This is a genomic window from Pseudomonas sp. AC016, assembly GCF_979253365.1.
Genome location: NZ_CEEDCC010000001.1, coordinates 873179 through 899651, shown reverse-complemented (window position 1 = coordinate 899651; position 26473 = coordinate 873179). Strand labels below are relative to the sequence as shown.

Sequence of the window (26473 nt, the reverse complement as noted above, 5' to 3'; positions counted from 1 at the left end):
CCAACAAGCCCGCCAGTTGAGCGGGCTTTTTTGCGCGTTGGATTCTGATTTCTGACCGCGGTCATTGCTTTAGGCGTGACTTAGAAGTCCTTACGTTTGAAGGTTTCGTCACCGGACTGATCGTTGTTGATTGTGAGCACACCATTTTTCACGGTGTAAGTGGTCGATGCGTCGCCTTCTGAATATTGCTTCCTCCAACGGCCCCAGTCTCCTGTGTCGTTCATAAACCCGGACCAGACCACACGGTCTTCGCTCACTTGGCATCGATATTTGAACGAGTCACCGTCTGGGCGTGTGTAGAAGATCACCGGGTATGGCGCCGAGCTTTCGGTTTTCATGCTTTTGGTCGGTCTACCCATTTCCACAGATATGGCGGCCTTGCATATTTCAGCGGGGCTGAAGTCAGCTGCATGAACTGATGCGGCGGACAATGCGGCAATAGAGGCCAGCGCGAGAGTTGGTTTCAAGAGAGTTCTTCCTTGATCAAGGTTTAGTGGCATAGAGCCTTATAGCTGATAGCGCCTGTCGCGACCATTCCAGCAGTAATAGTTTTCCCAAACCCCTCGGAACCTCTGATCGCCAAGTTCAGCGAGGGCCTTATTCGTACCTCGTTCCTCATTGGGCGCACCTGACGCCCCTTTTTCTTCTGGAGTAAAGATGGACCCAACCGACCTCGGCCCAGGCACAGCTACCTGGCTGGGCGGTACGGGCACAATTCTGCTGGGCGGCTTCCTGTGGTTGAGGAAATTCCTCTCCAAGGATGCTGCCGACCGCGCGATGGATAATGCCGACATTGGCACCGTCCGCCGATTGAATGAACTGCTCGACTCCGAACGCGTGGCCCGCAAAGAAGCCGAGGCCCGCGCTGACCAGTTCGCCAAAGAGCGCAATGAACTCGCCGCTGCCGTCGGCCGTATGGAAGGGAAGATCGAAGCCCTGACCAGCCATATCGTGCAGCTCACCGACAAGGTCACCAGTCAGAGCGCGGAAATCGCTCGGCTGCGCGCGCAGCTCGGAGGAAACAACTGATGGACAGATGCGCAATCAATTTCGTCGCCCGCCACTGGTGGAGACGAGTAGAAGTTTGGCTAATCGCAATCCTGCTGTTGGCGGGTGGCGCAATGCTCGGCTTTCAGGTTGCTCAGTGGCAGCTCGCGAGCTGGTACAGCGTCCAACTTGCCGAAGCCCGCCGGGGTTACGACGAGGCGACCATTCAGCGCGACATGCGCCTGAACAAGTTGGCCAAGTCCGCCACCGAGGCCGCCGTAAAGGTTGAGGGGGCTGCGGGTAAGGCCACAGAAGCGGCAGAGGTCGCCAGCAAGGCAGCAGACAAGGTCAACGAGGCGGTAGAGCGGCAGTCGCCGTAGCGCTGTAGACCGATCTCGCCATAAGAATTCCGAATACAAAAAAAGCCCCGACATTGATCGGGGCTTTTGCGTTGTAGCGAAAAAAGAGAGGGCGACTCCAGAGGGTGCTGTAACACCCAAGGGAGCCGCCAGATCGCAGAGTGTACCTGCAAGCCAGCCAAGGCCCTCACTGCTCGCGCGAGCGGGGCGGAGCCTAGCAGAAACCAAAAGGCTTTGCAGATGTTGAAAGATTTCAGATGTGGACAGTGCAAAAGACTTCTTGCCCGTGTGGGCGAGAAAACCGAGCTCCAGATCAAATGTTCCCGATGCGGGACGTTGAATCATGCGAAGGCCCCGAGCCTCGAGCCATCGCCTTTGAGCGACATGAGTGCGGAATCCTCCGCGAAAAATCATTCGACTCAACAGGTATAAAAAATGTCTCGTTATTACCCAAAACACCCTACTTATTTCACTAACGTCGGCTCGTCCTTCATGCCCCCAGCGCAGGTCATGGTGCCAGGCCAGTACCTGCTGTCTCCGGACAAGAAATACAAGTTGTTGCTGCAAGAGGACGCCAACCTGGCAATCTTCGACCAAGCAACAGGCGCAGCTGTTTGGATTGCCGACTCCAATCAACCCTACAGCACGTCAGGTCCAGGCAGCGATTTCCCTCTGCATGTTCTGATGTGGGGCGGCCTATATCTCTACGATCCTATTCGCGGCCGCACGTGGTACACCCGGGATAACACCACTGATGCTGAGGCTGGACGGTATTTCCTGTCTCTTCAGAACGATGCGAACCTTGTCATCGTCGATATTCAGGCTCTGTGGTCGACCAACACGAGCGCAACCTTTACGCCTGCAGCGGCAACTGCGACCGTTTTGAATCCCAATCAAGACATGGTGGTTGCCGCAGTCTATCCGGCTGGTGAGTACAAACTCATCTTCCAGGCAGACGGTAACCTGGTTGTGTATGACAAGGACATGAAGGCGACATGGAACTCGGGAACCCACAATACCGGTGCCACCAGAGCCGTAATGCAAGGTGATGGCAACTTTGTAATTTACGACGGTGCTGGTAAGGCTGTGTGGCATACGAGCACTTACGGCCACCCAGGCGCATACGCTCAGATTCAGGAAAACGGTGCATTCGTCATCGTGAAGAATGTTCCGATCTGGGCACGTTTCGGTTGGGCTCCGGAGCCAGTGAAGCCTCCACGCGCTGTGTTCTACCCCGATCACAGCACTGGTCCGTTCCCGCTCTTCGGCGGAATTGGCTGGGATTTCAACTAACGGCTGATTAATTATCTGCCGCCGCGCTCGATCCGAGCTGGCGGCAGGTGGTTTTGCCCCCCTATTAAATACTTGGCAGATCATCATTTCTGCCAGGTCTAGATACCTCGGTGCACAGCGGAGTAACACATGACGACCATTGCCTACAAAGACGGCGTGATCGCCTATGACTCCCGCCAGACCAGAGGTGGATCGATAGTTTCGGACAACTGCTCGAAGTGCGAGCAGGTCAACGGCGTTCTGTTCTTCCTGTCTGGCGCCGTATGCGATGAGAGAGCCCTGATCGCTGCCTACTTAGGCACGCCCTCTAAAGAGGCTGTGGAGTGCTCAGGCTTTGTCGTTGATAACGGCAAACTGATGATGGTCGGTCATGACGACAAGACGGGCGTATGGAGACAGCCACTCGATCCGGCCAACCCGGACGCTATTGGCAGTGGCTCGGCCTACGCCTTGGCAGCGATGGACATGGGTGCGAGTGCAGAAGAGGCGGTAAGGGCCGCAATGAAGCGTGACATCTACACGGGCGGGACCGTTCGGACGATGGTCATTCGCGAAGAGGGTGTGCCGTAGGTTTAGTGCGGCACGGGCTGACGGTTAATCACGGTCGCTTAAGTGCGTCTATGAGACCGAATATACCGCTTGGCTGCTCGGTCATACGGGTGTCGGAGAGCGGTTCAAATATAACCTGCGCGCTGACTATTATCTGATCGTTGAGTGTGAGCTTACAAAAGGTCTCGCGCGCTGCATCGGTAGATGCTTGTTGCAGTGGATCGCATTTTAGAAAGCCAAAATGATCATTGATGCGCACCTTTGCTCCTTGAATCGCATCGCTGAGTTGAAACTTGGCGGGCATTCGATTGCCAATCCCGGCCCATATCTGGGGTTGATCGTCAAAGGAAAAACCTGAATGGGACCTAGCGCACAAATTCACGCTGGTGCGCTTCCCGTCAATGATCTGAGCGTCGGTGTAGCAAACATAGTGCCTTGTCACGACGTCCACCTTTCCGGGGCCGTAGTTCGTCTTGGTCTCCTGTGGGTATGAGGCACACCCGCTGAGTAACAGAGATGCTAGTGCCGTAACTATGGTGAGGCGGGTGCTTGCGAGCGACATTGGGCAGCTACCTTGCTGTAAAAAATTGGCATTAATACCGGCTAATAGCCACCATTTCAAGCTTTAGGTGATTTATGGGAAGGCCATATCCGCCATCTTCTCTTCTTGAGCTGTCGGATCTATCCGGCTTCGGTATACGCCTGACTCCTGCGCCCGAGGTGTGGAACTGGCTCCAGTCCGAAATCCTCGCTGATACAGGTAGCATCCACAACGAAGAACACGCACATCTGATCGATGCTGACATCTGCATCATGTGGGCCTCGTCTGCATTCACGAAGCAGGGTCGCACGGTGCTGGGACAGGCTGAGCAAGTCGCCTTCCGTGCAGGTGGGTGGCAGAAAGCCCGGATGGAGCAGCAGATGCGTGACTGGTTCGGTGATGTCCCCGACTTCGTCATCACCTTGGCCGCCGATTATTGCGCCACCTGCAGCGACGCCGACTTCTGCGCTCTGGTCGAGCATGAGCTTTACCACCTGGCGCAAGCGACGGATCAATACGGTCAGCCTGCCTTCACCAAAGAGGGCGCGCCAAAGCTGAAGCTGCAAGGCCACGACGTCGAAGAGTTCGTTGGTGTGGTTCGTCGCTATGGGGCAAGCCCAGACGTCCAGCTTCTGGTCGATGCTGCAAACAAGCCCGCTGAGGTGGGCAAACTCAACATATCGAGGGCCTGCGGAACCTGTCTGCTCAAGTCGGCCTGAAATTTGACAGGCATTAGACGGAATCCAACCTATGGCAGCCCTGAAGCATGAGGTGAAGAGCTTCATCGTTCAGGCGTTGGCTTGCTTCGACACTCCCTCGCAAGTCGTAGAGCAGGTCAAACAAGAGTTCAGTATTGAGATATCCCGCCAGCAGTGTGAGTCGCACGACCCAACCAAACGTGCCGGCGTGAACCTTGCGGCCAGATGGGTGACCCTGTTTCACGACACACGCAAGCGTTTCCGTGAGGACACAGCAGAGATTCCGATCGCCAACCGCGCCTATCGGCTTCGCGCCCTCGGTAGGATCGTTGAGAAAGCAGAGGGCATGCGCAACCTGGCGCTGGCTCTCCAGGTGCTTGAGCAGGCTGCAAAAGAATCAGGCGATATGTACGTCAACCGCCACCGCAAGGATGAGCCGGGCGACGAGCCAGCAATTCCGACTCGCATTCAGGTCGACGTAGTGGATGCGAGGAAGCCCGATGCCGAGCCTTAACGTCCCGCAATCGAAATTCCTGCTGCTGCCCCACAAGTTTCGCGCATTTGTTGCCGGGTTCGGCTCCGGGAAGACCTGGGTCGGCTGCTCGGCGCTGAGCAAGCACTTCATGGAGTGGCCAGGTGTCAACGCTGGTTACTTCGCACCGACTTACCCCCAGATCCGGGACATCTTCTATCCGACGATGGAGGAGGTGGCTTACGAGTGGGGCCTGAAGACAAAGATCAACCAGGCGAACCATGAGGTTCATATCTACACAGGTCGGCAGTATCGCGGCACGGTGATTTGCCGGTCGATGGAGAAGCCTCAGACCATCGTTGGCTTCAAGGTCGGTCACGCGCTCGTGGATGAACTGGACGTCCTGACCTCAATCAAGGCGCAGCAGGCCTGGCGCAAGATCATCGCGCGAATGCGTTACAACCTGCCCGGGCTGAAGAACGGCGTGGATGTCACCACGACACCGGAAGGCTTCAAGTTCGTCTTCCTGCAGTTCGTGAAGCAGCTGCGCGACAAGCCGGCGCTCAAGGATATGTATGGCCTTATCCAGGCCAGCACCTTCGATAACGAACTGAACCTGCCGGACGACTACATACCATCGCTGATGGAGTCGTATCCCGAGCAACTGATCAGGGCCTATCTCAACGGCCAGTTCGTTAACCTCACATCCGGATCGATCTACCACGCGTATGACCGCAAACTGAACCAGTGTTTCGACACGGTGCAGCCGGGTGAGCCTTTGTTCATCGGCATGGACTTCAACGTGGGCAAGATGGCTGCGATTACCCATGTGAAACGGGATAAGGGGCTGCCTCGCGCCGTGGACGAACTCATGGACGGGTACGACACGCCCGACATGATCCGACGTATCAAGGAACGCTACTGGCGCCACGACGGCGACAAGTACATCAAGACCTGTGAAATCCGAATCTACCCAGACGCATCCGGCGACTCGCGCAAGTCAGTCAATGCCAGCGTCACAGATATCGCCATGCTCAAGCAGGCAAACTTTACGGTGATCGCCCCAGCTGCGAACCCGCCGGTGAAGGACCGCATTAACGCGATGAATGCCATGTTCAGCAACGCCCAAGGCGAGCGGCGCTATCTGGTGAATCCGTTCACCTGTCCCACATATGCGGATGGGCTGGAGCAGCAAATCTGGGCAGCCAACGGCGAGCCGGACAAGTCTCAAGGCAACGACCACGCGAACGACGCGGGCGGTTACTTCATTCACAAAGAGTTCCCGATCGTTAAACCGGTCGCCTCTCTCAATCTGGGATACGCCCGATGACCAACGACGTTTCGTTCAAGCGGCCTGAATACATCCAGGCGCTGGATCGCTGGCTGACTGTGCGCGACGTCTGCGCTGGCCAGCACCGTGTCGTTGACCGGTTGCCTTACATCAATAGGCACGACAAATCTGAAGAGAACGTCGAGCGTAACAAGTCGTACCGTGAGCGCGCAGTATTCAAGAACGCCACGGGCCACACCCGAAACGGTCTGATTGGCTTGGCCTTTCACAAAGACCCAACGCTGACCGTGCCTGCAAAGCTCGTATACCTGCAGGACAATGCCAATGGCGCAGGCGTCAGCATCTACCAGCAGTCTCAGGGCTCGCTTGAGCGCGTGCTGGAGACTGGGCGGCACGGCCTGTTCGTGGACTTTCACGAAGACGGCGGCATTGGCGGGCACTCAGTCATCCTGACGTACGCCGCCGAGGACATCATCAACTGGCGCACGGGAATGGTTGAAGGGCACAACGTCCTCACCATGGTCATCCTGCGAGAGATGAATGAGGAAGCCGACGGCTTTGGATTGAAATGCACCGAGCAGTTCCGGGAACTGGCCCTTGGCGACGACGGACTTTACGTCTGCCGGGTCTGGAGGCGGAAAGGTCCGCGCGGTGGTGGCCCGTTGGAGGTGGTGGAAGAGTACGAGCCAAAAGGGAAGGGCGGACGCCTCAAGGAGATCCCTTTCACGTTCATCGGCGCGCAGAACAACGACCCAAGCATTGACGAGTCGCCGCTGTACGACATCGCGATGATCAACCTTGGGCATTACCGGAACAGCGCTGACTACGAGGACAGCGTGTTCTGGTGTGGCCAGGCTCAGCCGTGGATCAGCGGTGTGGATGAGCAATGGCTTGAGATGGCGCGCAAAGAAGGCGTTTACGTAGGCTCCCGGGCTCCGATCCCTGTGCCTGCTGGTGAAACCTTCGCCTTTGCCCAGCCCCAGCCCAACACGCTGGTAAAAGAGGCGATGGCCGACAAGAACCAGATGATGATTGAGCTGGGCGCGCGGATGGTTGTTGCATCGCTTACCGCCAAGACTGCCACGGAGTCGCGTGGCGACCAGTCAGCATCGACTTCAGTGCTCGCGATCTGTGTCGCGAACATCAACGAGGCCTACACCCGTGCCTTGGGCTGGTGCGCTCAGTTCCTCGGCGTTACCGGGAAGACGGCCTACCAGGTCAATCAGGAATTCGTCGAACTCAGCGCCGATCCGCAGATGATCACGGCCCTTGTCGGGCTATGGCAGAGCGGCGGCTTTGCGAAGGCTGATCTGCGTGGCTACCTGCGCAAGCTCGGGCTGATCGCTCCGGAGCGAACAGACCAGCAGATAGACAGCGAGCTCCAAGAGCAGACCGACAACCTCGGCCTGGATGACGACGAGGACTTAAACGATGGCCGTCAACCAAGCGGTACTTGATGCCACGATCAGGCACTCGGTCTTTCTGGAGCAGTTGAAAGCAGGAGAGGTCGAGAAATTCGCGCCGTTCTTGAAAGAAATCGACAGGGCGGTGCGCGAGCAGCTCACCAGAGCAGACCTGACTGAGTACAACATCCAGCGACTGAACAAGCTGCTGGATGAGGTTGACAGTCTGTTGCTCGGCATCTTTGATCGGTACACCGACACGCTGAACCTCGACCTGATCGACTTGGCCAACTATGAGGCGCAGTTCGAGGCGACCGCTTTGAACCGGTCGGCGCCGGTGGGCGTAACTTTCGACGCAGTGATTCCCCCATCGCGTGCCGTCCGGTCCGCAGTGCTCAACAACCCGCTGAGCGTGCGTGGCACCGGTACCGGCGGCGGCAAACTGCTCAAGCCGTTCATAAAGGATTGGGCGTCAACGGAACGGGAGAGAGTCAACGGTGCTATACGCCAAGGCTTTTTCGAGGGGCAAACGAATTTCCAGATCATCCGCAAGATTCGCGGTACCAAGGCTGCTGGGTACAGCGACGGGATATTGGCAACGACCAAGCGCAATGCCAGTGCAGTCGTGCATACGGCTGTGCAGCATGTGGCATCGCAGGCCCGGATGGAGACCATCAAGGCCAATCCTGATGTTGTCGCCGAGATTGAGATCATCGCCACGCTCGATAGCAAAACGACTCAAACTTGCAGGTCCATGGACAAGCGTCGCTTTCCGGTCGACTCCGGCCCACGGCCGCCGTTTCACATCAGGTGCCGGACGACATTCGTACCCGTGACCAAATGGACCAAGCTACTCAGCAAGGACGGCACACGCGCCTCGGTAGGGCCGAATGGCGGAGGCCAGGTCGCTGCCGATCTCAGCTATTACGACTGGCTCAAGCTCCAACCTTCGGCGTTTCAGGATCAGGCGCTGGGGCCAAAGCGGGGCAGGTTGTTTCGCGAGGGTGGGCTAACGTTGGAGCGGTTTGCAGAGCTGCAGCTTGATCGGAACTTCAAGCCGCTTTCTCTGGCTGAAATGAAACTTCTTGAGCCGCTGGCCTTTGATAAAGCTGGTTTGATACTGTGAGGGGTAATTAGACGCTAAGGTGATGGAGCATGCTTGGTGAGATACCTTTCGAGGATCAGTTTGAAATCACAGAATGGTTTTTTGATTCCCTGGATCTCAACTCGGACACATTGCCAGAGGACAGGCTTTTCGTTCGGGAAATGAAGTTTGGATGGATAAAACTCTATTGTGAGCGCGCGCTTGACCTCGGCATTTCTGCTCCTCCTATCGTGGAGGTGATCCGCTTGATTGAACAGGACGAGCACGTGTGTAATTTGTTCGTGCATTTGGCCACTTTGGCGAGTGCACAGAAGGATGTCATGGCGGCAGCCAGGTTGCGTGAGGAGGCGTTACTTAAAGGCGATCGCTTGATTATCCATATTCGGGATAATCAAGACTTCCCTGAATCACTGGAAGTATTTTGCCTGATCGAATACTGAAAAAAGAAATAACTCTAACCCGCTTCGGCGGGTTTTTTTATGCCCGTAAAGCGGGCGACCAAACCCAAGGGGTGCATCACCGTGGCAGAAGAAAACGAAATCGACCTGGAAAACCCGGCAATCAAGGCCGCTATCGCGTCTGCCGTTGAAGCATCCGTTTCGGGTCTGAAGACCAAAAATACTGAGCTGCTGGGGAAGTTGAAAGACACCTCCACCAAGCTGACTCAGTTCGAAACCCAGTTTGAAGGCATCGACATTGACGCCGTCAAAGGACTGCTGAGCCGCGCCGGTCAGGACGAGGAAACCAAGCTGCTGACTGAGGGCAAGGTGGACGAGGTGTTCAACAAGCGCACCGAGCGCCTGCGCGGCGACTATGACAAACAGCTGAAGGCAGTCAGCGAGCGCGCAACCAAGGCCGAGGCATTCGCCGCCAAGTTCCAAGGCAAGGTGCTGGGCGACTCGGTGCGCGGTGCGGCCCTGAAAGCGGGCGCTCTGCCTGAAGCAACTGACGACATCATCCTGCGCGCCAAAGGCGTGTTCTCACTGAACGAAGAGGGCGAAGCGATCGCCGTCGATGAGTCTGGTCAGACCATTCTCGGCAAAGATGGCAAGACCCCTCTGACCCCGCTCGAATGGGCGGAATCCTTGCGCGAAAGCGCTCCTCACCTGTGGCCAAGGGCCTCGGGTACGAACGCCCCGGGCGGGGGTGGCGGCCAGGCTGCACTGAAGCGCTCCGAAATGACAGCCACGCAAAAGCGCGACTACCAGCGCAAGCACGGCCAAACCGCATACCTCAATTTGCCCAAGTAAGGGGATTCACCCATGGCAACAACTGTGAACAGCGATCTGATTATCTACAACGATGAGGCTCAGACCGCATATCTGGAGCGTGTTCAGGACAACCTGGACATCTTCAACGCGTCCTCCAATGGCGCAATCATCCTCGACAACGAACTGATTGAAGGCGACTTCCGCAAACGTGCCTTCTACAAGCTGGCAGGTTCGCTGGATCACCGTGACGTCAACTCCGAAGCCAAAGTCGTCGCTAAGAAGATCGGTGCCGGTGAGGCTGTCGGCGTCAAGGCTCCGTGGAAGTACGGTCCGTACCAGACCACCGAAGAAGCTTTCAAGCGCCGTGGCCGACCGGTTGATGAGTTCTCCCAGATCATCGGCCAAGACGTCGCAGACGCAACCCTGGAAGGCTTCGTCCAGTACGCCACTGCCGCGCTGCGCGCCTCCATCGGCTCCAACCCAGCAATGGTGGTCGAGGCCAACATCGAAACCGATGGCAAGAAGACGCTGACCCGTGGCATGCGCAAATTCGGCGACAAGTTCGGCCGTATCGCGCTGTGGGTCATGCACTCGTCGGCCTACTTCGACATCGTCGACGAAGCGATCACCAACAAGCTGTACGAAGAAGCGGGCGTCGTCATCTACGGCGGCCTGCCGGGCACCCTCGGTAAGCCTGTGCTGGTCACCGACACGGCGCCGACTGATGTGATCTTCGGTCTGCTGCCCAGCGCCGTCACCATCACAGAATCCCAGGCACCTGGCTTCCGTTCTTACGAAGTGAACGACGAAGAAAACCTTGCGATCGGCTACCGCGCCGAAGGTGTCGTGAACATTGATGTTCTGGGCTACAGCTGGAAGGAAACTGCCGGCGGCGCGAATCCGTCGCTCGCGGCTGTCGGTTCCTCTGCCAACTGGGTCAAGCACTCTGCCAGCGACAAGGTCACTGCAGGCGTGATGATTGAGCTCACCCCGGCCACCCCATAAATCATCAGAACGGTGCGGCCAGCGATGGCCGCCAGGGAGAACATCATGGAACTCGTTTACAGCAACCAGCGCGGCGACTTCGATCCCAACAAGCGCTATCGCAACCCGGATCTGTTCCGGAACGTCGAACGCGGCGTGACCAAGGTCACCGTGGTTGGCGATTACCCGGAAATCGTCAATGCCTATGAGGCGGTCGAGATCGAGGTGGAGATCGAGACACGCAAGACGCCGGTGAAAGGCAAGGCCAAGGCCGCTGACAAAACTCCTGCAAAGCCGAGCAAAGGCCCAACCAAGCCTGAGTCCAACGGCACACAGAAGGATGGCACCAAGGAAGAACCGGTCTACATCCCCAAGCTGGAAGCAGATAACCAGTGGATCATCATCACCCGTGACGGTGTACGATTCAGCGACTTTGCGGGTGACGAAGCCCAGGCTAAGGCCGAGGCTGATCGTCTGAACGACATCAAGGAATAACCCATGCTCATCATCGAGGACGGCACTGGCGTAGCGGCTGCTGAAAGCTACGCGACTGCTGAAGAACTGGCTCGCTACGCCGTGAAATTCGGTGCAACGATCCCGGCTGAACAGGTTGCGCAGGAGGCGCTACTGCGCCGTGCCGCCTTGGCGATGGATGGGATGACCTGGAAGGGTAGAAAGTCTTCCAGCGAGCAGGCACTTGCCTGGCCTCGCCGGGAGATCCGCCTTGATGGGGAGAACAAGCCGGAGCGCTACCTGCCGGCGCGCATTCAATACGGCCAGATGGCATTGGCCGCAGAGATTCATGCTGACGACATTGATCCTATCGACAAGCGCAAGGGCGCGGTCACGAAGGAAAAGGTCGACGGCGCGGTGGAGCGTGAATACGCGACCATCAGCAATACCAGCAAGCGACTACTGCCTGCTGCGCCGGACCGGCCCAGCGCTACGCAGTTCGCGGACTATCTGCAGAGACGTGGCTTGTTTGCAGTCCGAGTGTAGTGATAGCGTCTCGCCTTCAATAACTGGAGGTGATTATGAGTCAGGAAGAACGAGAAGCTTGGGATGGGTACTTTGCGGCGGCTATAACTGGATTGCTCGCAAAGCCAACTCAGGCCAACCCTAACGCCCCATCCGGGATGCTTGCTGGAATGGCAAGTAACACCAAAGCCATCACAGATAAAGCTGCAAAAATCGCCGACGAAATGCTCGAAGAGCGGCGCTCACGTTAGATATTTCAGGAGTCCTCATGGCCTTTTACGACGAAATGGCCGTGATGGCTCTCGATCTGATCACCGAATACGGCCAGGCAGTCACCATCCGCGACTCGATCAAAGGCGAGTACAACCCGGGCTCCGGCGCCACATCACCAGATACGGTCACGGAGCGAACCGCCCAAGGCATCCTGCTCGATTTCACCGGTCAGGAATTCCAGACCAATACCCTGATAAAGGTAGGCGACAAGAAGCTGAAAATTGCCGCTCGAGGCTTGAGTGAGCCACCGACGCTGCTCAGCAAGGTGGTGGTCCAAGGTCGCACCTGGTCGATCATTCCACCGCTGAAAGAGATCAACCCGGCAGGCACGCCACTGCTGTACGAGCTGCAGGTGCGCTCATGAGCCGCGCAGGTGCTGGTCAGTCCGGCAGCTTCGCCCTCGACCTCGCCAAATTTGCCGAGCAGGCGAAGGAAGCGGTCGATGTCAGTCTTCGCGAGATCATCATCGAGATCGGCAGCAGCGTCATCCGGATGTCTCCTGTGGGCAATGCTGAGATATGGGCGGCCAATCTGGCATTTCGCGATGCGAACACCCGCGCAGCCGACGGCTACGACTTCAAGGTTTCCCTGCGGAATACCGCCATCAACCTGACAGAGTCGAACTTCACGAAGTCCGGCAAGCTGAAGCGAGGCGTGAAATACGCCAAGCCGTTGACCAAGACCGAGCGTGTCCAGAACTTCAACGTCAACGGGCTCGTAGCTGGCCAGGATTACGTCGGCGGCCGATTCCGTGGAAACTGGATGTTCGGAATTGGCGCGCCAGACGGAGCCACGACGGAAGAGGTCGACCCGAGTGGCAGCAGATCCACGGCGCGCATCGTCAGTGGCGTGCTGGAGTTCCGTGCGGGTGACGTCGCCTACATCACCAACAGCCTGCCATACGCCATCCCGCTTGAATTTGGGCATTCGACTCAGGCGCCGGGCGGCATGGTCCGAATCACCGTGGCGCGCTTCCAGCAGATCGTTGAGGCGGCCATCAGGAATCATCAGGTATGAGCCACAAAATAATCCGCTCGCTGTTCGAGCAGAGACTCACAGCATGGGCAGACGGGCGCAACCTAAGGATCGCTTATCAGGGTGTCAGCTTCACGCCAGAGGCAGACGAGACATATCTGGCAGCGTTTATGCTTCCGGCCGGAACCGGTACCGACACCTTGGCGGGCGATCACCGCGTCTATACCGGCGTGTTTCAGGTCAACGCTGTCACCCCAGCAGGCAATGGGACTGGCGAAGCTGAGGGCCTTGTCGACGACATTGCCGGTTTGTTTCCTGCCTATCTCAGGCTCAAGCAAGACGCGTTCGAGGTGCTGGTGCTCACGCCGGTGGAACCTGGGCCGCCGTTCACCGGCGACAGCGTGCTGACAGTCTCTGCTTCGTTTCAGTACCGGGCCGACACCAACTAATTCGCCCATTGGGCAACCCAGAACCCGCCATTGAGCGGGTTTTGTCATTTCTGCACAGAGGAAAACCAACATGGGCTTCAGACTCCCCAACGGCGCAACCCTTCAGATCGCCTCCGCATATGGCGCGGCAATTCCGGTAACTGCGCTGAGCAATGCAAACCCAGCTGTTGCCACTGCTGCTGCGCACGGCCTGGCTGACGGTGACATCATCGCCGTAACGTCGGGCTGGACTCGCCTGAATGATCGAGCTGCTCGCGTAGATAACAGCCTGAGTGGCACCTTCGCGCTTGAGCGCATCAATACCTTGAATACCCAGCCTTACCCGGTTGGTTCCGGCGCTGGCTCTGTACGTGAGGTGACCGCGTTCACTGAAATCTCGCAGATCACTGACGTGGCGACCAGCGGCGGCGACCAGCAGTTTCTGACCTTCGGCTTCCTGGCTGACGATGACGACCGACAGCTGCCGACCACCAAAAACCCGATCAGCATGGCGGTGACGGTCGCAGACGACCCGGATCAGCCATACGTGGCTGTAGTTGAGGCGGCCGACGAGGACAAGATCGCGCGCGTACTGCGCCTGAACCTGCCGAACGGCGACAGCATCCTCTACAACGCGTACGTGACCATCACGTCCACGCCCGCCCTGGCCCGTAACAACCTGATGACTCGCGTCATCACGATTTCGCTGGCAGGCCGTCCAACCCGTTATTCGGCAGTGGTGGCGTAACTCATGGCCAAGATAAAGATCGCTCAAAACCCGACGTTCAAGGCGCTGGTGATGATCCCGCGCATCGGCGAGTCGCCGGTGAAGGTCGACTTCGAATTCAAGTACATGGACCGCAAGGCCTTGGCTGAGATGTTCGAGTCGTGGAACAAGGCCCGCAAGGAGCTGAACACCAAGACCACCGAGGACGGCATGACATGGCAGGAGGTGACCTCAGCCGAGATTCTGCTGCAGGTTCAGCAGATCAAGGATGTGGTGACGGGCTGGGGCTTCGACGACAAGTTCAGTGACGAGTCGATCGCTGCGTTGGTGACAACCTGCGTCGGCGCGCCTCAGGCAGTCATCGATGCTTACCAGGGCGCGTACGACCCGGCACGCCTGGGAAACTGAGGGCGGCGGCCCGGTCGCTGTATGAGTCCGGTCCGTCCGACCAACAGCTCGCGGCCTTCGGTATGACCAAGGCCGACATCCCGGAGGAAGAGATAGAGGTTTGGCCGGATGCCTGGAAGGCGTTCCGGCTCTTTGAGTCTCTGTCCACGCAATGGCGTACAGGTCCGGGCGGCGCGTCCGGGCTTGATTACGCCGCTGTTCCAGCCACAGCTCAAATGGTCGGACTCAAGCGAAACGAACTGCCTGGCATCTTTTCCGACCTCCGGACCCTGGAGGTCGAAGCACTGCTCGTTATGAGCGAATCGAAATAGCGGAGCGCTCATGACGACCATTGCTGAACTCGGGATCAAGGTTGATTCCGGCGATGCTGCGCAGGCTGCTACCGATCTGGACAAGCTTGCTGCCGCCGGCGGCCGCGCTGAAAAGGCGGCCGAAGGCGTTGCATCTGGATTCGACAAGGCCTCGACGTCAGCGTCGGGGCTTTCCACTGCCGAAGGAAAGCTCAACGAGACAACAGATCAGGCGCTAACCCGACTGAATGCGATGGCCAAGGCTTCGCTGGAGTCGAGTGAGTACTACCAGCGACTGACGACAAGCGTTACCAGCAATACGTCGGCGGTGGATGCCTCAAGCTCTTCCGTGAGCAGTCTTGCAGCGCTTCGGCGCAGACTGCAGGCAGACTCGGACGCACTGGTAGGATCTACCGATCAGCTTGCTGAATCGACAAAAAAGGCGGCTGTCGCCACAGGCATTGAAGCCGATGGGCTTCAGGCTCTGCTCGGCAAGATAAATCCGGCCGTTGCGGCGCTTGGCAAGCTCGATGAGCAGCAGGCGGAGCTACAGAAATACAAGAACGCCGGGCTGATTGACGCCGAAACGTTCAGGGACTACTCGACGCGAATCGACGCTTCAAGGCAGAAGCTTGGAGACTTCGGTGAGTCGCTGAAAAAAACAGGTCAATCTTCCGCGCAGACCGAGCAGGCATTGCGACAGCTGCCGGAACAGTTCAGTGACATCTTCACCAGTCTCATCGGGGGTCAAAACCCGCTTCGGGTGTTCTTGGAGCAAGGGCTGCAGATCAAGGATTCGTTCGGCGGGATCGGCCCGACGATGGATGTGCTCGGCGGAAAGATAAAGGCAATTCTCGGTATCGGTGGCGGCGTTAGTGCTGCTGGAGATGCGCTCCAGGGCTTGGGGGTTGGTGCGAAATCAGCAGCGGATGGTGCGGATGCTGCTGGACAAAGCCTGGGGGCGATGGCTGAAGGAGCGAATACTGCAGCCGATGCTGCCAAGAATGCAAAAGAGGCCGCGGGCGCGCTGAATGCGGTTACGCCTCCCCTGACTATAAGCTTCGGTATTTTCGTAACAGCTGCACTGGCTGCGGCCGCTGCAGTGGGTACGTTGATTTACGGCTACAGCCAGGGCAGTAAAGAGACCGACACGTTCAACAAGGCGCTCATCCTCACCGGCAACGTCACCGGCACAACTGCTGGCAACCTGTCCGTGCTGGCAACTCAGGTAGCGGCGGTCAACGGGACGATCGGCGAGGCCGCGGCATCGCTCGCTCAGATTGCCGGCAGCGGAAGCATTGCCAGCGGCAGCTTCAAGACGGTTGCTGATGCAGCCGCCGCCATGGAGGACGCAACTGGCAAGTCAGTTGAAAAGACAGTCGCTGAGTTTGTAAAAATCGGGAAGGACCCTGTAGCCGCTGCAAAGGAGCTGAACGAACAGTTCAACTTTCTCACCGCGTCAGTCTATTCGCAGATAGTCGCATTGAAGGAGCAGGGCGATACCATCGGCGCCGCCAAGCTGCTGACTGATTCATACGCTGACGCGATCAATGATCGATCCGGCGAGATCACCAAAAATCTCGGGCTCTGGGAGCGCGGATGGAAGGCCGTCGGCGACGAGACCAAGAAGTCGTTAGATGCGATCAAGAACATCGGCAGGGAGCAGGATGACGCCCAGAAAATAGCGGAGCTTCAGCAGCAGGCGGCTTACGCTCAAAGCCAGCTAAATTACGACCCAACTGACAAGGACGCGGCTGAGAGGCTCGGCACTGCCAAGCAGGAGCTCGCGTTCCTTGCCCAGCAGCGAGAGACGCAGGCAGCGATCGCGCTGGCAAAAGGTAACGAGGCCCAGCGTCAAAAGGAAGGGATCGCGGCGGAGCTGCGTCTAAAGCAGGTCAGCGATTCAAACCTCACCAACGCGGAAAAGCGCGACAAGCTGACCAAGGCTTACTTGCGCGACGTCGAGGTTCTGAAAAGAGCCAATCCGGACGATCCAAAAGTCCAGGCTGACTACGTCGCAAAAACCCTGCAAAACATCAAAGATAAGAACAAAGACCCTGCGAAATCTGCGACTGCCGTTGACCTCACGGCATTCAACACGGCGCAGAACCAGTTGAAGTCGATCACGGGTTACTACGACGGCATCCAGAAGGAACTGGACGCATCGCAGAAAGCCGGATTGGTGTCCGCAGAATCATACGCCAGCCAGCGGGCGTCGATCATTGAGCAGCAGAAGGGCGACGTCGCGTCGGCGTATGAGGCTGAGATTGCAGCGCTGGAGTCAGCGAAGGGTAAAGCATCCACCAGCGCAGAGCAGCGGATCCAGCTCGATCAGAAGATCGCCGACGCGCGCACCTCCATGGTGGAGGCGCAGAAAAAAGCGGACAGCGAACTGTCGGTTTTGGCCACCAGCGAGCAGGGCAGGCTCAAGAAACAGGAACTGGCGGTATCGACGTACACCAGCGCGCTGGAACAGCAGGTCAAAACCTTGCTCGAGCAGGGCCAGCGATCTGCCGCCACTCTCGGCATGGGTGATCGGCAGCGCGGCCTGTTCGATCAGCAAAACGCCGTAGACGACCGAATCAATCAGCAGCGAGTTCAGCTGGCTGACCAGTATGGTGATGGTTCGCGAGGCATGAGCCTTGACGAGTACAACCAAAAACTGGCGGCGCTTAGCAAGACTCAGCAGGATCTGCGTGACACCGTTCAGGCGAACTACGACGACATGACTGTCGCCCAGGGAAGCTGGAGCGCTGGCGCATCATCGGCCTTTCAGAACTACCTGGATTCGGCAAGGGATGTTGCCGGGCAGACGCAAAGCCTGTTCACCAACGCGTTCGGCAGCATGGAGGACGCGGTCGTAGAATTCGCAATGACTGGCAAGGGTTCGTTTTCGGATTTTACCAAGTCTATATTGGCCGACATGGCAAGGATTGCTACTCGCCAAGCAAGCTCGGCCCTCCTGAGCAGCTTGGTGGGTGTTGCTACGAGCTACTTCACCGGTGGGACAGGGCTAGAAGCCGGATCTGCGGGTGCCATTTCATCCAAGGCCGGGGCAAGCGTTGCGGGCTACAGCGATGCAGCGCTAAGCGGCTGGTCCGGCGTGGCCCAGGCCAAAGGCGGGGCATGGTCTGGCGGCGTGCAGATGTTCGCCAATGGCGGAGCATTCACCAACAGCATCGTAAGCAAGCCCACGGCATTTGGTATCTCCGGGGGTGGTTACGGTGTCATGGGCGAGGCAGGGGATGAGGCGATCATGCCTCTAACCAGAACCGCAGGCGGTCAACTCGGCGTTCGCGCACTGGGCGGTGGAGGCGGCTCCAGCAGCACCTACAACTTCCCTGTTTCCGTCTCGGTGCAGACATCCGGCGAATCTGCTGGCGATTCTCAGCAGGTATCAACGGAGCTGGGCAAGGGCATACAGCGCGCGGCGAAAGTCGAGGCTGAAACGGCTATTGCTCGAGCGCTGCAGCCGGGCGGATCAATCTGGCGACTCACGAATGGCAGGCAGTAATGGCGATTGAAACCTTCATCTGGCCTACCCAGCACGGGGACGCGCCCGATATAAGTTATCGGGTGCGCACCTCCCAATTCGGCGACGGCTATAAGCAGCAGGTCGGTGATGGCTTGAACAACAAGATTGACTCCTATCCGGTCACGTTCAGCGGAACCCAGGAGAGGGTTTTGTCGATCATGACATTCCTTGATCGGCACGCAGGTGCAAAGGCCTTTCTATGGACTACTCCGCTTGGGCAGCTGGGGCTGTTCACCTGCAAAGGCCCCGTTCCGACCCCAATGGGCGGGCGAATATTCAAACTGACGGCCACTTTCGAGCGGGCCTTTCATCCATAAGGATTGACCATGCCTCTGATTGCTGACCTTCAGGCTCTTGAGCCCGGCAGTGAAGTTCTTTTGTTCGATCTGGACGGTTCGGACTATGGCGCGGATGTGTTGCGCTTCCACGGGCGCGCCATCCCGCATACGCCAGCAGAGCTGATCGCGGCTGGATTGAACGCTGACCAGATCCCTGCCAAGTCAATCTGGTGGCAAGGCAATGAGTACAGCGCCTGGCCTATCCAGCTTGATGGCATTGAAGCCAATGGCGATGGCACGGCGGTGCGACCGGTGTTCACAGCAGGGAACGTCACGGGGCGCATCACTGCTCTGTGTCTGGCCTTCGAGGATCTTCTGGAATTCAAACTGACCATGCGGCACACGCTTGGCCAGTATCTGGATGCTCAGAATTTCCCCGGCGGAAATCCTGATGCGGACCCGTCGCAGGAAACGATTGAAGTCTGGTATCTGGATCAGAAAGCCAACGAGGACGGCGAAAACGTCAGCTGGGAGCTGGCCAGTCCGGGCGATGTCGGCGGCGAATCTATTGGACGGCAGATGACCACGCTCTGCCACTGGTGTCTCACTGGTGGATATCGAGGCCCCAACTGTGGCTACACGGGACCATACGTCGACAAGGACGGCTTGCCCACTGATAATCCCGAACTTGATGTGTGTGACGCGACTCTGGCAAGAGGATGCAATCCGCGCTTCGGCGAAGGCAATGAAATTCCATTCGGCGGGTTCCCTGCCGTGTCCCTGATCGCCAGGAGCTGACCATGCTGAAATACATTCTGGCTGCCATTCACGTACACGCTGCGGCCGAATATCCGCGCGAATGCTGCGGCCTGCTTTTGGCTGTAGGCCGAAAGCAGCAGTACTTTCCGTGCGCGAACACTGCAACCGACCCGAAGGAAGAATTCAGGATCGGCGCCGAGGATTACGCGGCAGCCGAGGATATCGGTGAGGTGATAGGCATTGTGCACTCGCACCCAGACGCAACCAGCAGGCCATCGCCGCGGGACCTGGCCATGTGTGAGGCAACTGAGCTGCCCTGGCACATAATCAGTTGGCCTGAGGGTGATCTTCGCACGGTAGTGCCCACTGGCTTCACGCCGCTACTGAAGCGACCTTTCGTCCATGGGGCCTGGGACTGCTGGCAGGTCTGCGCCGATTGGTATAAGCGCGAATATGGTTTGGATTTCGAAGCGTTCAAGCGCGCCGATGGCTGGTGGGAAAGTGCGGACGCGGAAAGTCTGTACGAATCCAACTACGAGGCGGCCGGTTTTGTCCGGGTTGATCAGCCTCAGCGCGGCGATATGATCGTGATGGAGGTAGGACGGACCAAGCACCCGAACCACGCAGGCATATACCTCGGCATTGATCCCTCATTGCCAGAAGAAGAGAGCGGCGTACATGGACCGGGTCCCTTCCTTCTGCACCATCTGTACGGCAGACCATCGGAGATCATTGTCTTCGGCGGTCCATGGCTGGATCGAACTCGGTTGATACTGCGGCACGCAACTATCATGTCGTGACCTTGGCAATGTGGATCTGATGTGATTTTGCTATAATAGGCTTCCACTTAAGGAAGCCGAAAAATGCCCACCACATTCAGAAACACCGCGAACGGACACAAAGAAACTGTCGGTGACGTGGCGTGGGCTGGCCCATTGTTTTTGGGTGCTATTTATCTTGCCTATAGAGGCCTGTGGGCCCACTTTGTGGTCTGGACTCTGATCGTTGCTGTCGCTGCATCTTTCGGAGGATTATCAGGGCTTATAGTTGCAGTTCTTGCCACCTCTGTGGTTTATGCAATTGCGATCAGAGGAATTTTGGAATCTTCATATCTGAGGCGCGGCTGGGTTAAATCTGGAGCAGATGATCCGTCAGCGTTGCAGGCGTTGAGCGAAAGACAATGCCCTTTCTGTGCTGAGACGATCAAAAAAGAAGCAGTGAAGTGCAAGCACTGCGGCGCGGATCTCGAAAAAGATGCGAGTGTTCCGGTCAGAATCGTTACCGACGGATGGGCGGTTCGGGTTGAATGCTCGTCAGAGCAGGGCGTCTCCGAAGCCCAGGCAAGGATAAGAGAGCTCGGTTGCCCGGCTCTTGTAACCAATGGGCTTGTGGCTGTAGGAGGCCTGTTCGCAGAAAAGACAGAAGCCGAAGCTTTGAGGCGTAACCTTTCTTCACGATATCGCCTTGAATCAACCATTCAATACCAGTCAGTCGACTGAAAAAATCGCAACAAAATAGCCCGCCAAGTGCGGGCTTTTTCATGCCCGGAGAAACGCATGGCAGCCATTCATTACTCACCCATGACCACGATCAAGCTGTCCGGATCGCTGGCCCGAAAGTTCGGCCGCGTCCATCGCAGGCAGATCGACTCTGGTCAGACGTGGGAAGTCTTCAAGGCACTGAAGGCGACGCTGGAAGGATTCGCTGACGAGATCCGACGCCTTGACCGTCTCGGGATGCGGTTCGCGATCTTCCGCAATGGCAAGAACGTCGGCGAAGAAGGCTTCGGCCTGGGCGGCTCTCGCGAGGTCAGAGTCGTGCCGGTGCTGCACGGCAGCAAGCGTGGCGGGATCATTCAAACGATCATCGGCGTGGTGCTGATTGCGGCGAGCTTCTTCGGCGCGCCCACAGCGCCCGCTGGTATCGCGCTGTTGGCTGGGGGCGTGATCCAGATGCTCAGTCCACAAGCTGCAGGCATCAAGCAGAGTGCGGCGCCAGAGAATCAGCCGTCGTACGCCTTCGGCAGCGCCAAGAACACCACGGCCAGTGGCAACCCGGTAGCGATCTGTATCGGTGAGCGGCGCTGGGGCGGTGCAATCATCTCTGCATCGATCTACGCCGAAGACAAGACGTAACCACCACGAATCCAATAGGCCGCCCGAGAGGCGGTTTTGTTATGCCTGGAGAAAAGCATGGGCGCATCACTCAAGATCGACATCCATGGCGAGAAAGGCGGCAGCGCCAGCCCGAAGGCATCCACCGAAGCATCAGATAGCCTGCGCTCAACCAACCTGGCCAAGCTGCTGATCGCGGTTGGAGAGGGTGAATTCGAGGGCACTCCGACTGCTGCGGACATCTATCTCGACAATACGCCCATCAATGACGCGAACGGCAACGTCAATTTCGAGAACGTGAAGTGGGAGTGGCGCACCGGCTCCGTGGACCAGTCGTACATCCCAGGCATCCCCTCGGTCGACAACGAGACGACTGTCAACGTTGAGCTGCGCAGCGACTCACCATGGGTTCGATCTATCACGAACACCCAGCTTTCAGCCGTTCGCGTGCGCTTGGCGTGGCCGGTACTTCAGCAACAAGATGATGAGGGTAACGTCGGCGGCTATCGCATCGAGTACGCCATTGACGTGGCCACCGATGGCGGCGCTTATCAGCAGGCGCTGAGCGAAGCCGTGGACGGGAAGACCAGCACTCGATACGAGCGGTCCCGGCGCATCGACTTGCCGGCCGCGACCTCTGGCTGGCAGATCCGCGTGCGCCGCCTGACACCGAACCAGAACACCAACAAGATTTCCGACACGATGTTCGTCGCCGGACTGACAGAGGTCATCGACGCAAAGCTGCGCTACCCGAACACGGCGCTGCTCTATATCGAATTTGACGCCGAGCAGTTCACCAATATTCCAGCTGTCACTGTGAAGTGCAAAGCCCGCAAATGGCAGGTGCCGAGCAATTACGACCCGGTAGCCCACACCTATTTGGGCGTCTGGGACGGGACCATGAAGCAGGCTTGGACCAACAACCCAGCCTGGGTGACTTACGGCATTTGCACTGAGGACCGTTTCGGTCTGGGCAAGCGCATCAAGCCGTGGATGGTCGACAAGTGGGAGCTCTACCGTATTTCCCAGTACTGCGATCAGGCGGTGCCGAACGGTGTTGGCGGCATGGAGCCGCGCTTCCTGTGCGACATGAACCTGCAAGGCAAGGCTGAGGCGTGGTCCCTGCTGCGCGACATCGCCGGGATCTACCGGGGCATGACGTACTGGGCTCAAGGTCAGCTGGTGATGCAGGCTGATATGCCGCGCGCCCAAGACTTCGACTACGTATTCACGCGATCGAACGTGATTGATGGGAAGTTCAGCTACGGCAGCGCATCAGCAAAGACCAGATACACCCGCGCAATCGTCAGCTACGACAATCCAGAAAACAACTACGACACCGACGTCATCCCGTACGCCGATCTTGATCTGCAGCGCCGATTCGGTGACAAGCCAACTGAGCTGACAGCCATCGGCTGCACTCGCGCATCCGAGGCCCAGCGCCGCGGCAAATGGGTGGTTTTGAGCAACAGCCAGGACAGAACAGTCAGTTTCACGACCGGTCTTGAGGGCGCCATTCCGATGCCCGGCTACATCATCCCCATCGCCGACTCGCTTTTGGCTGGCCGCGAGATAGGCGGTCGCATCTCGGCAGCTGCTGGTCGCGTCGTGACTCTGGATCGGGACACGCTGGCCAAGGCCGGTGACCGATTGATCATTAACCTGCCCAGCGGCAAGGCCGAGGGGCGCACCGTCCAATCAGTATCTGGCAGGGCCATCACCGTGACGACCTCATACAGCGAGGCCCCAGCGCCTCAGCTGCAGTGGGCACTGGATGCGGATGATCTCTCGATCCCTCTGTATCGGGTGTTGAGCACCAAGCGCAGCGCTGAAGGGCAGTACGCGATCACGGCGTTGCAATACAACCCGAGCAAGTTCGCCTTCATTGATACCGGTGCGCGACTGGAAGAGCGACCAATCAGCGTAATCCCGATCACTGTCGTTCCGGCTCCCGCCAGCGTGACTGTATCGTCGACCACGGCAATTGCCCAAGGCCTGGCTGTCACCACCATGTCAATCAGCTGGCCAGCAGTGGTCGGCGCAGTTTCCTATGACGTCGAATGGCGCAGGGATAATGGCAACTGGATCAAGGTTCAGCGCACGGGCGCGACCAGCGTCGACATCACGGGCATTTACGCTGGCGGCTACCTCGCTCGCGTACGGGCGATCAGCGCATTCGATATCTCGTCAGCGTGGAAGAATTCGATTCTGACGCAGCTGAAGGGAAAAGAAGGCCTGCCGCCGGCCGTTACGTCGCTGACGGCCTCATCCCTGATATTCGGCATTGGCCTGAAATGGACCTTCCCACTTGGTGCGGAAGACACGCAACGAACAGAAATCTGGTACGGGCCGACTACCGATCTGGGCAAGGCCACGAAGCTCAGCGACCTGGCCTACCCGCAATCGGAGTACGTCATGCAGGGCCTGCTGGCCGGTGTGACGTTCTTCTTCTGGGCGCGCCTTGTAGACCGCACCGGAAACATCGGACCGTGGTATCCGGTCGGCAATGGCGTCTTTGGGCAGGCGAGCAGCGATGCAGGGCCGATCCTTGAGCTGATTGCCGATCAGATCAGCGAAACGGAGCTGGCGAAGCATCTTCTTGATCGAATCGACCTAATTGACGGAAACGGCCCAGGCTCGGTCAACGAGCGTCTGGACGAGCTCAAGACGGAGATCGGCGAGATCACCGATGCGCTAGTCTACGTGCCGACCGATGCCTACGTGCGGGACAACACGGTGCGGGTGGGTGACAACCTCTGGACGGCCATCGTAAACGTCCCGGCGAATGCCAGCGGCGCGAACGGTCCGCCAAACCCGACGTACTGGGTCAACACTGGCCAGTCGATTAGATCGGCCAACGCCCAGGCTGCGCAGGTCACCAAGAACACGACCGATATCGCCACCTTAGACGGCAAGACCACTGCCACGGCCACTCAGTTACAAGCTGTGCAGGCGGCATACCGGGATGACAACGGTGAGGGTGAACTGGCTGACGCACTGAAAGGCTGGGACAGCACCGCCAGTTACGCGCAGGAGGTGCGGGTTCGGACCGGAGAGAACTTCGCCCAGACCGAGCGCATCACCTCGCTCGACTCGCGGGTCGTGGACAACGAAGCGAAGGTCGTGATCGTTGAGCGCACTATTGCCACTGAGAAGGAAGCCACGGCGCAACGGTTCACCACGCTCAATGCATCGGTCAGCGGTAATCAGGCGGCTATTCAGGAAGAGGCCACCGCCAGATCCACGGCAGACGGCGCGATAGCCACCCGGCTCGATCAGGTACAGGCGACGGCAAACGGCGCAAGTGCAGCGGTGCAGGTGGTCAGCTCAGCGCAGGCCGCTACAGACGGAAAGCTCGGCACCATGTGGTCGGTGAAAATGCAGGTTGCCTCGGGAGGTAATTACGTGGCGGCCGGCATTGGGCTTGGGATCGAAAACAACGGCTCGACATTCCAGAGCACTTTCATGGTCAGTGCCGACCGTTTCGCCGTCGTCAACTCAATGGCGGGCGGCGCGATATCCGTTCCTTTTGCTGTTCAGAACGGGCAAGTGTTCATCAACTCTGCCTTCATTCAAGACGGCACGATCACCAACGCCAAAATCGGCAACTACATCCAGTCGAACAACTACGTGGCAGGCACATCCGGTTGGAAGCTTTGGTTCGATGGGACATTTGAAATCAACAGTGCTTTCGCCGGTGGCGGCCGCCAAGTAATCAACGCGCAGGGCGGCAAGGTATTCGATCCTAACAACCAGAAGCGCTACCAGTGGGGGAACCTTGACGCATGAGTTACGGAGCCAGGGTTTGGGATGACAGCGGGAACCTGGTCATGGACACGACCACGTTCACATATCAGGTGATTTGGCAGGGAACGCTGGACTTCAGTGATACATCGGGCTCAACGGCGAAGGTCATCACCGTCAGTATTCCGGGTTACGACCCGGCAAACTGCGTGTTCATGATGATCCCGACGCGGTCGCAGGACATCCAGTTGGCCGAGGGGGATGCGACAGGCAATACAAAGTCGTACCCCTATGCCACTCCCTCGAAGGATCAGGTGGTTGTGAGGTCGGCTAATCCACAGGCGAACCTTGGCAACACCAACCAGACGCGCGTCGTCGTCAGAGGCTATGCAGTGAGGTTCAAGGTATGAGCTTCGGGGTTATCAGTATCAATGACAGCAATTACGTTCAAATCGATGCGGAAGCACCACGGCTGTGCGTGCTGACAAAAGGGTCTTATTCGGGAACCAATACGGCAGACGCAACCTTCGCTCGAGCAGTAACCAGCTCCGATCCGCCACTGGTCTTTATTCGACCTGCCGAGGGCGGGCCGGTGCAGGTTCCAATGTCTGTCTGGTTCACTGGTGGGCCGGGAAATTGGACCGGCTTTTCGATGAAGGCGTCGAACATCCAGTCCACACTGAGCGGCCAGTATTTCGTCGCGGCCTGGGCTTCGATGGGGACATCGTCTTACGGGATGCGAATCTGGGGGCCGAGTGGTGCTCTGGTGTATGACAGTGGGGCGCCTGCAGTGGTTGTCACATTTGCGGCGGGTGACTGGACCTACGCAGGCGCGGACCAGCTGACTATCGGCCTTAGATATAAGTGGTCAATCAATAAGTTATTGGGCGCAGGAGAATATATCTCGATCAACTCGTTTGCCATGCATTGCCATAACCCTGCCGCTGGTGGTGGTTGTGCAATTGGGGTGGATTACGCTAACTCGAAGATAATGATGTACAGCCTCGCAACGGCGGCGTGGACCGATCAAGGTCATCGCCCTTTTCTCTGCGCAAAACTTACCGCCTGATC

At 58.0% G+C, this 26473-nt stretch carries 33 protein-coding genes; 31 read left to right on the top strand and 2 right to left on the bottom strand.

Going from position 1 to position 26473, the window contains the following annotated elements:
- Positions 1-80: 80 nt before the first annotated feature.
- Entirely contained in the window at positions 81-467 is a 387-nt protein-coding gene (locus tag AC0IXS_RS03920; protein ID WP_240997694.1) for a hypothetical protein, read from the bottom strand.
- Positions 468-657: 190 nt separating this feature from the next.
- On the opposite strand from AC0IXS_RS03920, the gene AC0IXS_RS03915 reads away from it, so the two are divergent.
- The 5 genes from AC0IXS_RS03915 to AC0IXS_RS03895 all read left to right on the top strand — a co-directional run bounded on the left by AC0IXS_RS03915 (position 658) and on the right by AC0IXS_RS03895 (position 3209).
- Positions 658-1029, top strand: coding sequence for a DUF3450 domain-containing protein (locus AC0IXS_RS03915; protein ID WP_122425145.1), 372 nt, complete (start codon positions 658-660; stop codon positions 1027-1029).
- Positions 1029-1367: a hypothetical protein gene (locus AC0IXS_RS03910; RefSeq protein ID WP_471823857.1), complete on the top strand. Its 339-nt coding sequence runs from the start codon at positions 1029-1031 to the stop codon at positions 1365-1367. The genes AC0IXS_RS03915 and AC0IXS_RS03910 overlap by 1 nt, the downstream gene beginning before the upstream one ends.
- A gap of 219 nt (positions 1368-1586) precedes the next feature.
- Positions 1587-1778 (top strand): Com family DNA-binding transcriptional regulator, encoded by a 192-nt coding sequence (locus AC0IXS_RS03905; RefSeq protein ID WP_471823856.1) that lies wholly within the window; start codon positions 1587-1589, stop codon positions 1776-1778.
- Between the two features lie 3 nt (positions 1779-1781).
- Complete coding sequence (locus tag AC0IXS_RS03900) at positions 1782-2639, top strand: putidacin L1 family lectin-like bacteriocin (RefSeq protein WP_471823854.1); 858 nt, start codon at positions 1782-1784, stop codon at positions 2637-2639.
- Between the two features lie 129 nt (positions 2640-2768).
- Positions 2769-3209, top strand: a complete 441-nt coding sequence (locus tag AC0IXS_RS03895; protein ID WP_471823852.1) for an Ntn hydrolase family protein — start codon at positions 2769-2771, stop codon at positions 3207-3209.
- 28 nt (positions 3210-3237) lie between these two features.
- Here AC0IXS_RS03895 and AC0IXS_RS03890 read toward each other — a convergent pair whose 3' ends face one another.
- Positions 3238-3492 carry a hypothetical protein gene (locus AC0IXS_RS03890; protein ID WP_240994869.1) on the bottom strand — a complete coding sequence of 85 codons (255 nt, stop codon included), beginning with the start codon at positions 3490-3492 and terminating at the stop codon, positions 3238-3240.
- Positions 3493-3824: 332 nt separating this feature from the next.
- On the opposite strand from AC0IXS_RS03890, the gene AC0IXS_RS03885 reads away from it, so the two are divergent.
- From AC0IXS_RS03885 to AC0IXS_RS03760, 26 genes are all read left to right on the top strand, one after another.
- Complete coding sequence (locus AC0IXS_RS03885; RefSeq protein WP_471823850.1) at positions 3825-4448, top strand: putative metallopeptidase; 624 nt, start codon at positions 3825-3827, stop codon at positions 4446-4448.
- Between the two features lie 31 nt (positions 4449-4479).
- Positions 4480-4941 carry a DUF2280 domain-containing protein gene (locus AC0IXS_RS03880; protein ID WP_025995764.1) on the top strand — a complete coding sequence of 154 codons (462 nt, stop codon included), beginning with the start codon at positions 4480-4482 and terminating at the stop codon, positions 4939-4941.
- On the top strand, positions 4928-6229 hold the full coding sequence (locus tag AC0IXS_RS03875; RefSeq protein ID WP_122510231.1) for a terminase large subunit domain-containing protein: 1302 nt from the start codon (positions 4928-4930) through the stop codon (positions 6227-6229). Before AC0IXS_RS03880 ends, AC0IXS_RS03875 begins: the two co-directional genes overlap by 14 nt.
- Complete coding sequence (locus AC0IXS_RS03870) at positions 6226-7647, top strand: DUF4055 domain-containing protein (RefSeq protein ID WP_471823848.1); 1422 nt, start codon at positions 6226-6228, stop codon at positions 7645-7647. Before AC0IXS_RS03875 ends, AC0IXS_RS03870 begins: the two co-directional genes overlap by 4 nt.
- On the top strand, positions 7622-8719 hold the full coding sequence (locus AC0IXS_RS03865) for a minor capsid protein (RefSeq protein WP_471823846.1): 1098 nt from the start codon (positions 7622-7624) through the stop codon (positions 8717-8719). The genes AC0IXS_RS03870 and AC0IXS_RS03865 overlap by 26 nt, the downstream gene beginning before the upstream one ends.
- A 29-nt stretch (positions 8720-8748) precedes the next feature.
- On the top strand, positions 8749-9138 hold the full coding sequence (locus AC0IXS_RS03860; protein ID WP_471823844.1) for a hypothetical protein: 390 nt from the start codon (positions 8749-8751) through the stop codon (positions 9136-9138).
- Positions 9139-9219: 81 nt separating this feature from the next.
- On the top strand, positions 9220-9948 hold the full coding sequence (locus AC0IXS_RS03855) for a beta-N-acetylhexosaminidase family protein (RefSeq protein ID WP_471826187.1): 729 nt from the start codon (positions 9220-9222) through the stop codon (positions 9946-9948).
- Positions 9949-9960: 12 nt separating this feature from the next.
- The gene (locus tag AC0IXS_RS03850; protein WP_122603926.1) at positions 9961-10914 is read left to right on the top strand and encodes a major capsid protein; all 954 of its coding nucleotides are present in this window, start codon (positions 9961-9963) and stop codon (positions 10912-10914) included.
- A 45-nt stretch (positions 10915-10959) separates the two neighbouring features.
- On the top strand, positions 10960-11388 hold the full coding sequence (locus AC0IXS_RS03845) for a CTP synthase (RefSeq protein ID WP_471823842.1): 429 nt from the start codon (positions 10960-10962) through the stop codon (positions 11386-11388).
- A 3-nt stretch (positions 11389-11391) separates the two neighbouring features.
- The gene (locus tag AC0IXS_RS03840) at positions 11392-11892 is read left to right on the top strand and encodes a DnaT-like ssDNA-binding protein (protein WP_471823840.1); all 501 of its coding nucleotides are present in this window, start codon (positions 11392-11394) and stop codon (positions 11890-11892) included.
- Between the two features lie 35 nt (positions 11893-11927).
- Positions 11928-12122 (top strand): hypothetical protein, encoded by a 195-nt coding sequence (locus AC0IXS_RS03835; protein WP_471823839.1) that lies wholly within the window; start codon positions 11928-11930, stop codon positions 12120-12122.
- Between the two features lie 17 nt (positions 12123-12139).
- The gene (locus tag AC0IXS_RS03830; protein ID WP_471823838.1) at positions 12140-12508 is read left to right on the top strand and encodes a hypothetical protein; all 369 of its coding nucleotides are present in this window, start codon (positions 12140-12142) and stop codon (positions 12506-12508) included.
- The gene (locus AC0IXS_RS03825; protein ID WP_471823836.1) at positions 12505-13161 is read left to right on the top strand and encodes a hypothetical protein; all 657 of its coding nucleotides are present in this window, start codon (positions 12505-12507) and stop codon (positions 13159-13161) included. Before AC0IXS_RS03830 ends, AC0IXS_RS03825 begins: the two co-directional genes overlap by 4 nt.
- Positions 13158-13568 carry a phage tail terminator-like protein gene (locus tag AC0IXS_RS03820; protein WP_471823835.1) on the top strand — a complete coding sequence of 137 codons (411 nt, stop codon included), beginning with the start codon at positions 13158-13160 and terminating at the stop codon, positions 13566-13568. Before AC0IXS_RS03825 ends, AC0IXS_RS03820 begins: the two co-directional genes overlap by 4 nt.
- A 70-nt stretch (positions 13569-13638) precedes the next feature.
- Positions 13639-14295, top strand: a complete 657-nt coding sequence (locus AC0IXS_RS03815; RefSeq protein ID WP_471823833.1) for a phage tail protein — start codon at positions 13639-13641, stop codon at positions 14293-14295.
- A gap of 3 nt (positions 14296-14298) precedes the next feature.
- Positions 14299-14682, top strand: a complete 384-nt coding sequence (locus AC0IXS_RS03810) for a phage tail assembly chaperone (protein WP_471823831.1) — start codon at positions 14299-14301, stop codon at positions 14680-14682.
- Positions 14683-14744: 62 nt separating this feature from the next.
- Positions 14745-14993, top strand: a complete 249-nt coding sequence (locus AC0IXS_RS03805) for a DUF1799 domain-containing protein (protein WP_122408994.1) — start codon at positions 14745-14747, stop codon at positions 14991-14993.
- Positions 14994-15003: 10 nt separating this feature from the next.
- Positions 15004-18486: a phage tail tape measure protein gene (locus AC0IXS_RS03800; protein ID WP_471823829.1), complete on the top strand. Its 3483-nt coding sequence runs from the start codon at positions 15004-15006 to the stop codon at positions 18484-18486.
- Positions 18486-18824 (top strand): phage tail protein, encoded by a 339-nt coding sequence (locus AC0IXS_RS03795; RefSeq protein ID WP_471823827.1) that lies wholly within the window; start codon positions 18486-18488, stop codon positions 18822-18824. The genes AC0IXS_RS03800 and AC0IXS_RS03795 overlap by 1 nt, the downstream gene beginning before the upstream one ends.
- A 9-nt stretch (positions 18825-18833) precedes the next feature.
- On the top strand, positions 18834-19583 hold the full coding sequence (locus AC0IXS_RS03790) for a phage minor tail protein L (RefSeq protein ID WP_471823825.1): 750 nt from the start codon (positions 18834-18836) through the stop codon (positions 19581-19583).
- 2 nt (positions 19584-19585) lie between these two features.
- Positions 19586-20344, top strand: coding sequence for a C40 family peptidase (locus AC0IXS_RS03785; protein ID WP_471823823.1), 759 nt, complete (start codon positions 19586-19588; stop codon positions 20342-20344).
- Positions 20345-20407: 63 nt separating this feature from the next.
- Positions 20408-21043, top strand: coding sequence for a hypothetical protein (locus tag AC0IXS_RS03780; protein WP_471823821.1), 636 nt, complete (start codon positions 20408-20410; stop codon positions 21041-21043).
- Between the two features lie 57 nt (positions 21044-21100).
- The gene (locus AC0IXS_RS03775) at positions 21101-21679 is read left to right on the top strand and encodes a tail assembly protein (protein ID WP_471823819.1); all 579 of its coding nucleotides are present in this window, start codon (positions 21101-21103) and stop codon (positions 21677-21679) included.
- 57 nt (positions 21680-21736) lie between these two features.
- Positions 21737-25447, top strand: coding sequence for a TipJ family phage tail tip protein (locus tag AC0IXS_RS03770; protein WP_471823817.1), 3711 nt, complete (start codon positions 21737-21739; stop codon positions 25445-25447).
- Positions 25444-25812 carry a hypothetical protein gene (locus AC0IXS_RS03765; RefSeq protein ID WP_471823815.1) on the top strand — a complete coding sequence of 123 codons (369 nt, stop codon included), beginning with the start codon at positions 25444-25446 and terminating at the stop codon, positions 25810-25812. The genes AC0IXS_RS03770 and AC0IXS_RS03765 overlap by 4 nt, the downstream gene beginning before the upstream one ends.
- Positions 25809-26471, top strand: coding sequence for a hypothetical protein (locus AC0IXS_RS03760; protein WP_122437779.1), 663 nt, complete (start codon positions 25809-25811; stop codon positions 26469-26471). Before AC0IXS_RS03765 ends, AC0IXS_RS03760 begins: the two co-directional genes overlap by 4 nt.
- The last annotated feature ends 2 nt before the right edge of the window (positions 26472-26473 follow it).

What these genes read in the sequence shown, in the direction of transcription:
- AC0IXS_RS03805 (WP_122408994.1), top strand. Translation starts at nt 14,745, where the DNA reads ATGACCAAGGCCGACATCCCGGAGGAAGAGATAGAGGTTTGGCCGGAT.
- AC0IXS_RS03780 (WP_471823821.1), top strand. Translation starts at nt 20,408, where the DNA reads ATGCCCACCACATTCAGAAACACCGCGAACGGACACAAAGAAACTGTC.
- AC0IXS_RS03795 (WP_471823827.1), top strand. Translation starts at nt 18,486, where the DNA reads ATGGCGATTGAAACCTTCATCTGGCCTACCCAGCACGGGGACGCGCCC.
- AC0IXS_RS03860 (WP_471823844.1), top strand. Translation starts at nt 8,749, where the DNA reads ATGCTTGGTGAGATACCTTTCGAGGATCAGTTTGAAATCACAGAATGG.
- AC0IXS_RS03790 (WP_471823825.1), top strand. Translation starts at nt 18,834, where the DNA reads ATGCCTCTGATTGCTGACCTTCAGGCTCTTGAGCCCGGCAGTGAAGTT.
- AC0IXS_RS03900 (WP_471823854.1), top strand. Translation starts at nt 1,782, where the DNA reads ATGTCTCGTTATTACCCAAAACACCCTACTTATTTCACTAACGTCGGC.
- AC0IXS_RS03895 (WP_471823852.1), top strand. Translation starts at nt 2,769, where the DNA reads ATGACGACCATTGCCTACAAAGACGGCGTGATCGCCTATGACTCCCGC.
- AC0IXS_RS03810 (WP_471823831.1), top strand. Translation starts at nt 14,299, where the DNA reads ATGGCCAAGATAAAGATCGCTCAAAACCCGACGTTCAAGGCGCTGGTG.
- AC0IXS_RS03905 (WP_471823856.1), top strand. Translation starts at nt 1,587, where the DNA reads ATGTTGAAAGATTTCAGATGTGGACAGTGCAAAAGACTTCTTGCCCGT.
- AC0IXS_RS03800 (WP_471823829.1), top strand. Translation starts at nt 15,004, where the DNA reads ATGACGACCATTGCTGAACTCGGGATCAAGGTTGATTCCGGCGATGCT.
- AC0IXS_RS03775 (WP_471823819.1), top strand. Translation starts at nt 21,101, where the DNA reads ATGGCAGCCATTCATTACTCACCCATGACCACGATCAAGCTGTCCGGA.
- AC0IXS_RS03910 (WP_471823857.1), top strand. Translation starts at nt 1,029, where the DNA reads ATGGACAGATGCGCAATCAATTTCGTCGCCCGCCACTGGTGGAGACGA.
- AC0IXS_RS03770 (WP_471823817.1), top strand. Translation starts at nt 21,737, where the DNA reads ATGGGCGCATCACTCAAGATCGACATCCATGGCGAGAAAGGCGGCAGC.
- AC0IXS_RS03840 (WP_471823840.1), top strand. Translation starts at nt 11,392, where the DNA reads ATGCTCATCATCGAGGACGGCACTGGCGTAGCGGCTGCTGAAAGCTAC.
- AC0IXS_RS03785 (WP_471823823.1), top strand. Translation starts at nt 19,586, where the DNA reads ATGCTGAAATACATTCTGGCTGCCATTCACGTACACGCTGCGGCCGAA.
- AC0IXS_RS03815 (WP_471823833.1), top strand. Translation starts at nt 13,639, where the DNA reads ATGGGCTTCAGACTCCCCAACGGCGCAACCCTTCAGATCGCCTCCGCA.
- AC0IXS_RS03875 (WP_122510231.1), top strand. Translation starts at nt 4,928, where the DNA reads ATGCCGAGCCTTAACGTCCCGCAATCGAAATTCCTGCTGCTGCCCCAC.
- AC0IXS_RS03835 (WP_471823839.1), top strand. Translation starts at nt 11,928, where the DNA reads ATGAGTCAGGAAGAACGAGAAGCTTGGGATGGGTACTTTGCGGCGGCT.
- AC0IXS_RS03870 (WP_471823848.1), top strand. Translation starts at nt 6,226, where the DNA reads ATGACCAACGACGTTTCGTTCAAGCGGCCTGAATACATCCAGGCGCTG.
- AC0IXS_RS03915 (WP_122425145.1), top strand. Translation starts at nt 658, where the DNA reads ATGGACCCAACCGACCTCGGCCCAGGCACAGCTACCTGGCTGGGCGGT.
- AC0IXS_RS03865 (WP_471823846.1), top strand. Translation starts at nt 7,622, where the DNA reads ATGGCCGTCAACCAAGCGGTACTTGATGCCACGATCAGGCACTCGGTC.
- AC0IXS_RS03765 (WP_471823815.1), top strand. Translation starts at nt 25,444, where the DNA reads ATGAGTTACGGAGCCAGGGTTTGGGATGACAGCGGGAACCTGGTCATG.
- AC0IXS_RS03825 (WP_471823836.1), top strand. Translation starts at nt 12,505, where the DNA reads ATGAGCCGCGCAGGTGCTGGTCAGTCCGGCAGCTTCGCCCTCGACCTC.
- AC0IXS_RS03830 (WP_471823838.1), top strand. Translation starts at nt 12,140, where the DNA reads ATGGCCTTTTACGACGAAATGGCCGTGATGGCTCTCGATCTGATCACC.
- AC0IXS_RS03890 (WP_240994869.1), bottom strand. Translation starts at nt 3,492, where the DNA reads ATGCCCGCCAAGTTTCAACTCAGCGATGCGATTCAAGGAGCAAAGGTG.
- AC0IXS_RS03885 (WP_471823850.1), top strand. Translation starts at nt 3,825, where the DNA reads ATGGGAAGGCCATATCCGCCATCTTCTCTTCTTGAGCTGTCGGATCTA.
- AC0IXS_RS03850 (WP_122603926.1), top strand. Translation starts at nt 9,961, where the DNA reads ATGGCAACAACTGTGAACAGCGATCTGATTATCTACAACGATGAGGCT.
- AC0IXS_RS03760 (WP_122437779.1), top strand. Translation starts at nt 25,809, where the DNA reads ATGAGCTTCGGGGTTATCAGTATCAATGACAGCAATTACGTTCAAATC.
- AC0IXS_RS03845 (WP_471823842.1), top strand. Translation starts at nt 10,960, where the DNA reads ATGGAACTCGTTTACAGCAACCAGCGCGGCGACTTCGATCCCAACAAG.
- AC0IXS_RS03820 (WP_471823835.1), top strand. Translation starts at nt 13,158, where the DNA reads ATGAGCCACAAAATAATCCGCTCGCTGTTCGAGCAGAGACTCACAGCA.
- AC0IXS_RS03880 (WP_025995764.1), top strand. Translation starts at nt 4,480, where the DNA reads ATGGCAGCCCTGAAGCATGAGGTGAAGAGCTTCATCGTTCAGGCGTTG.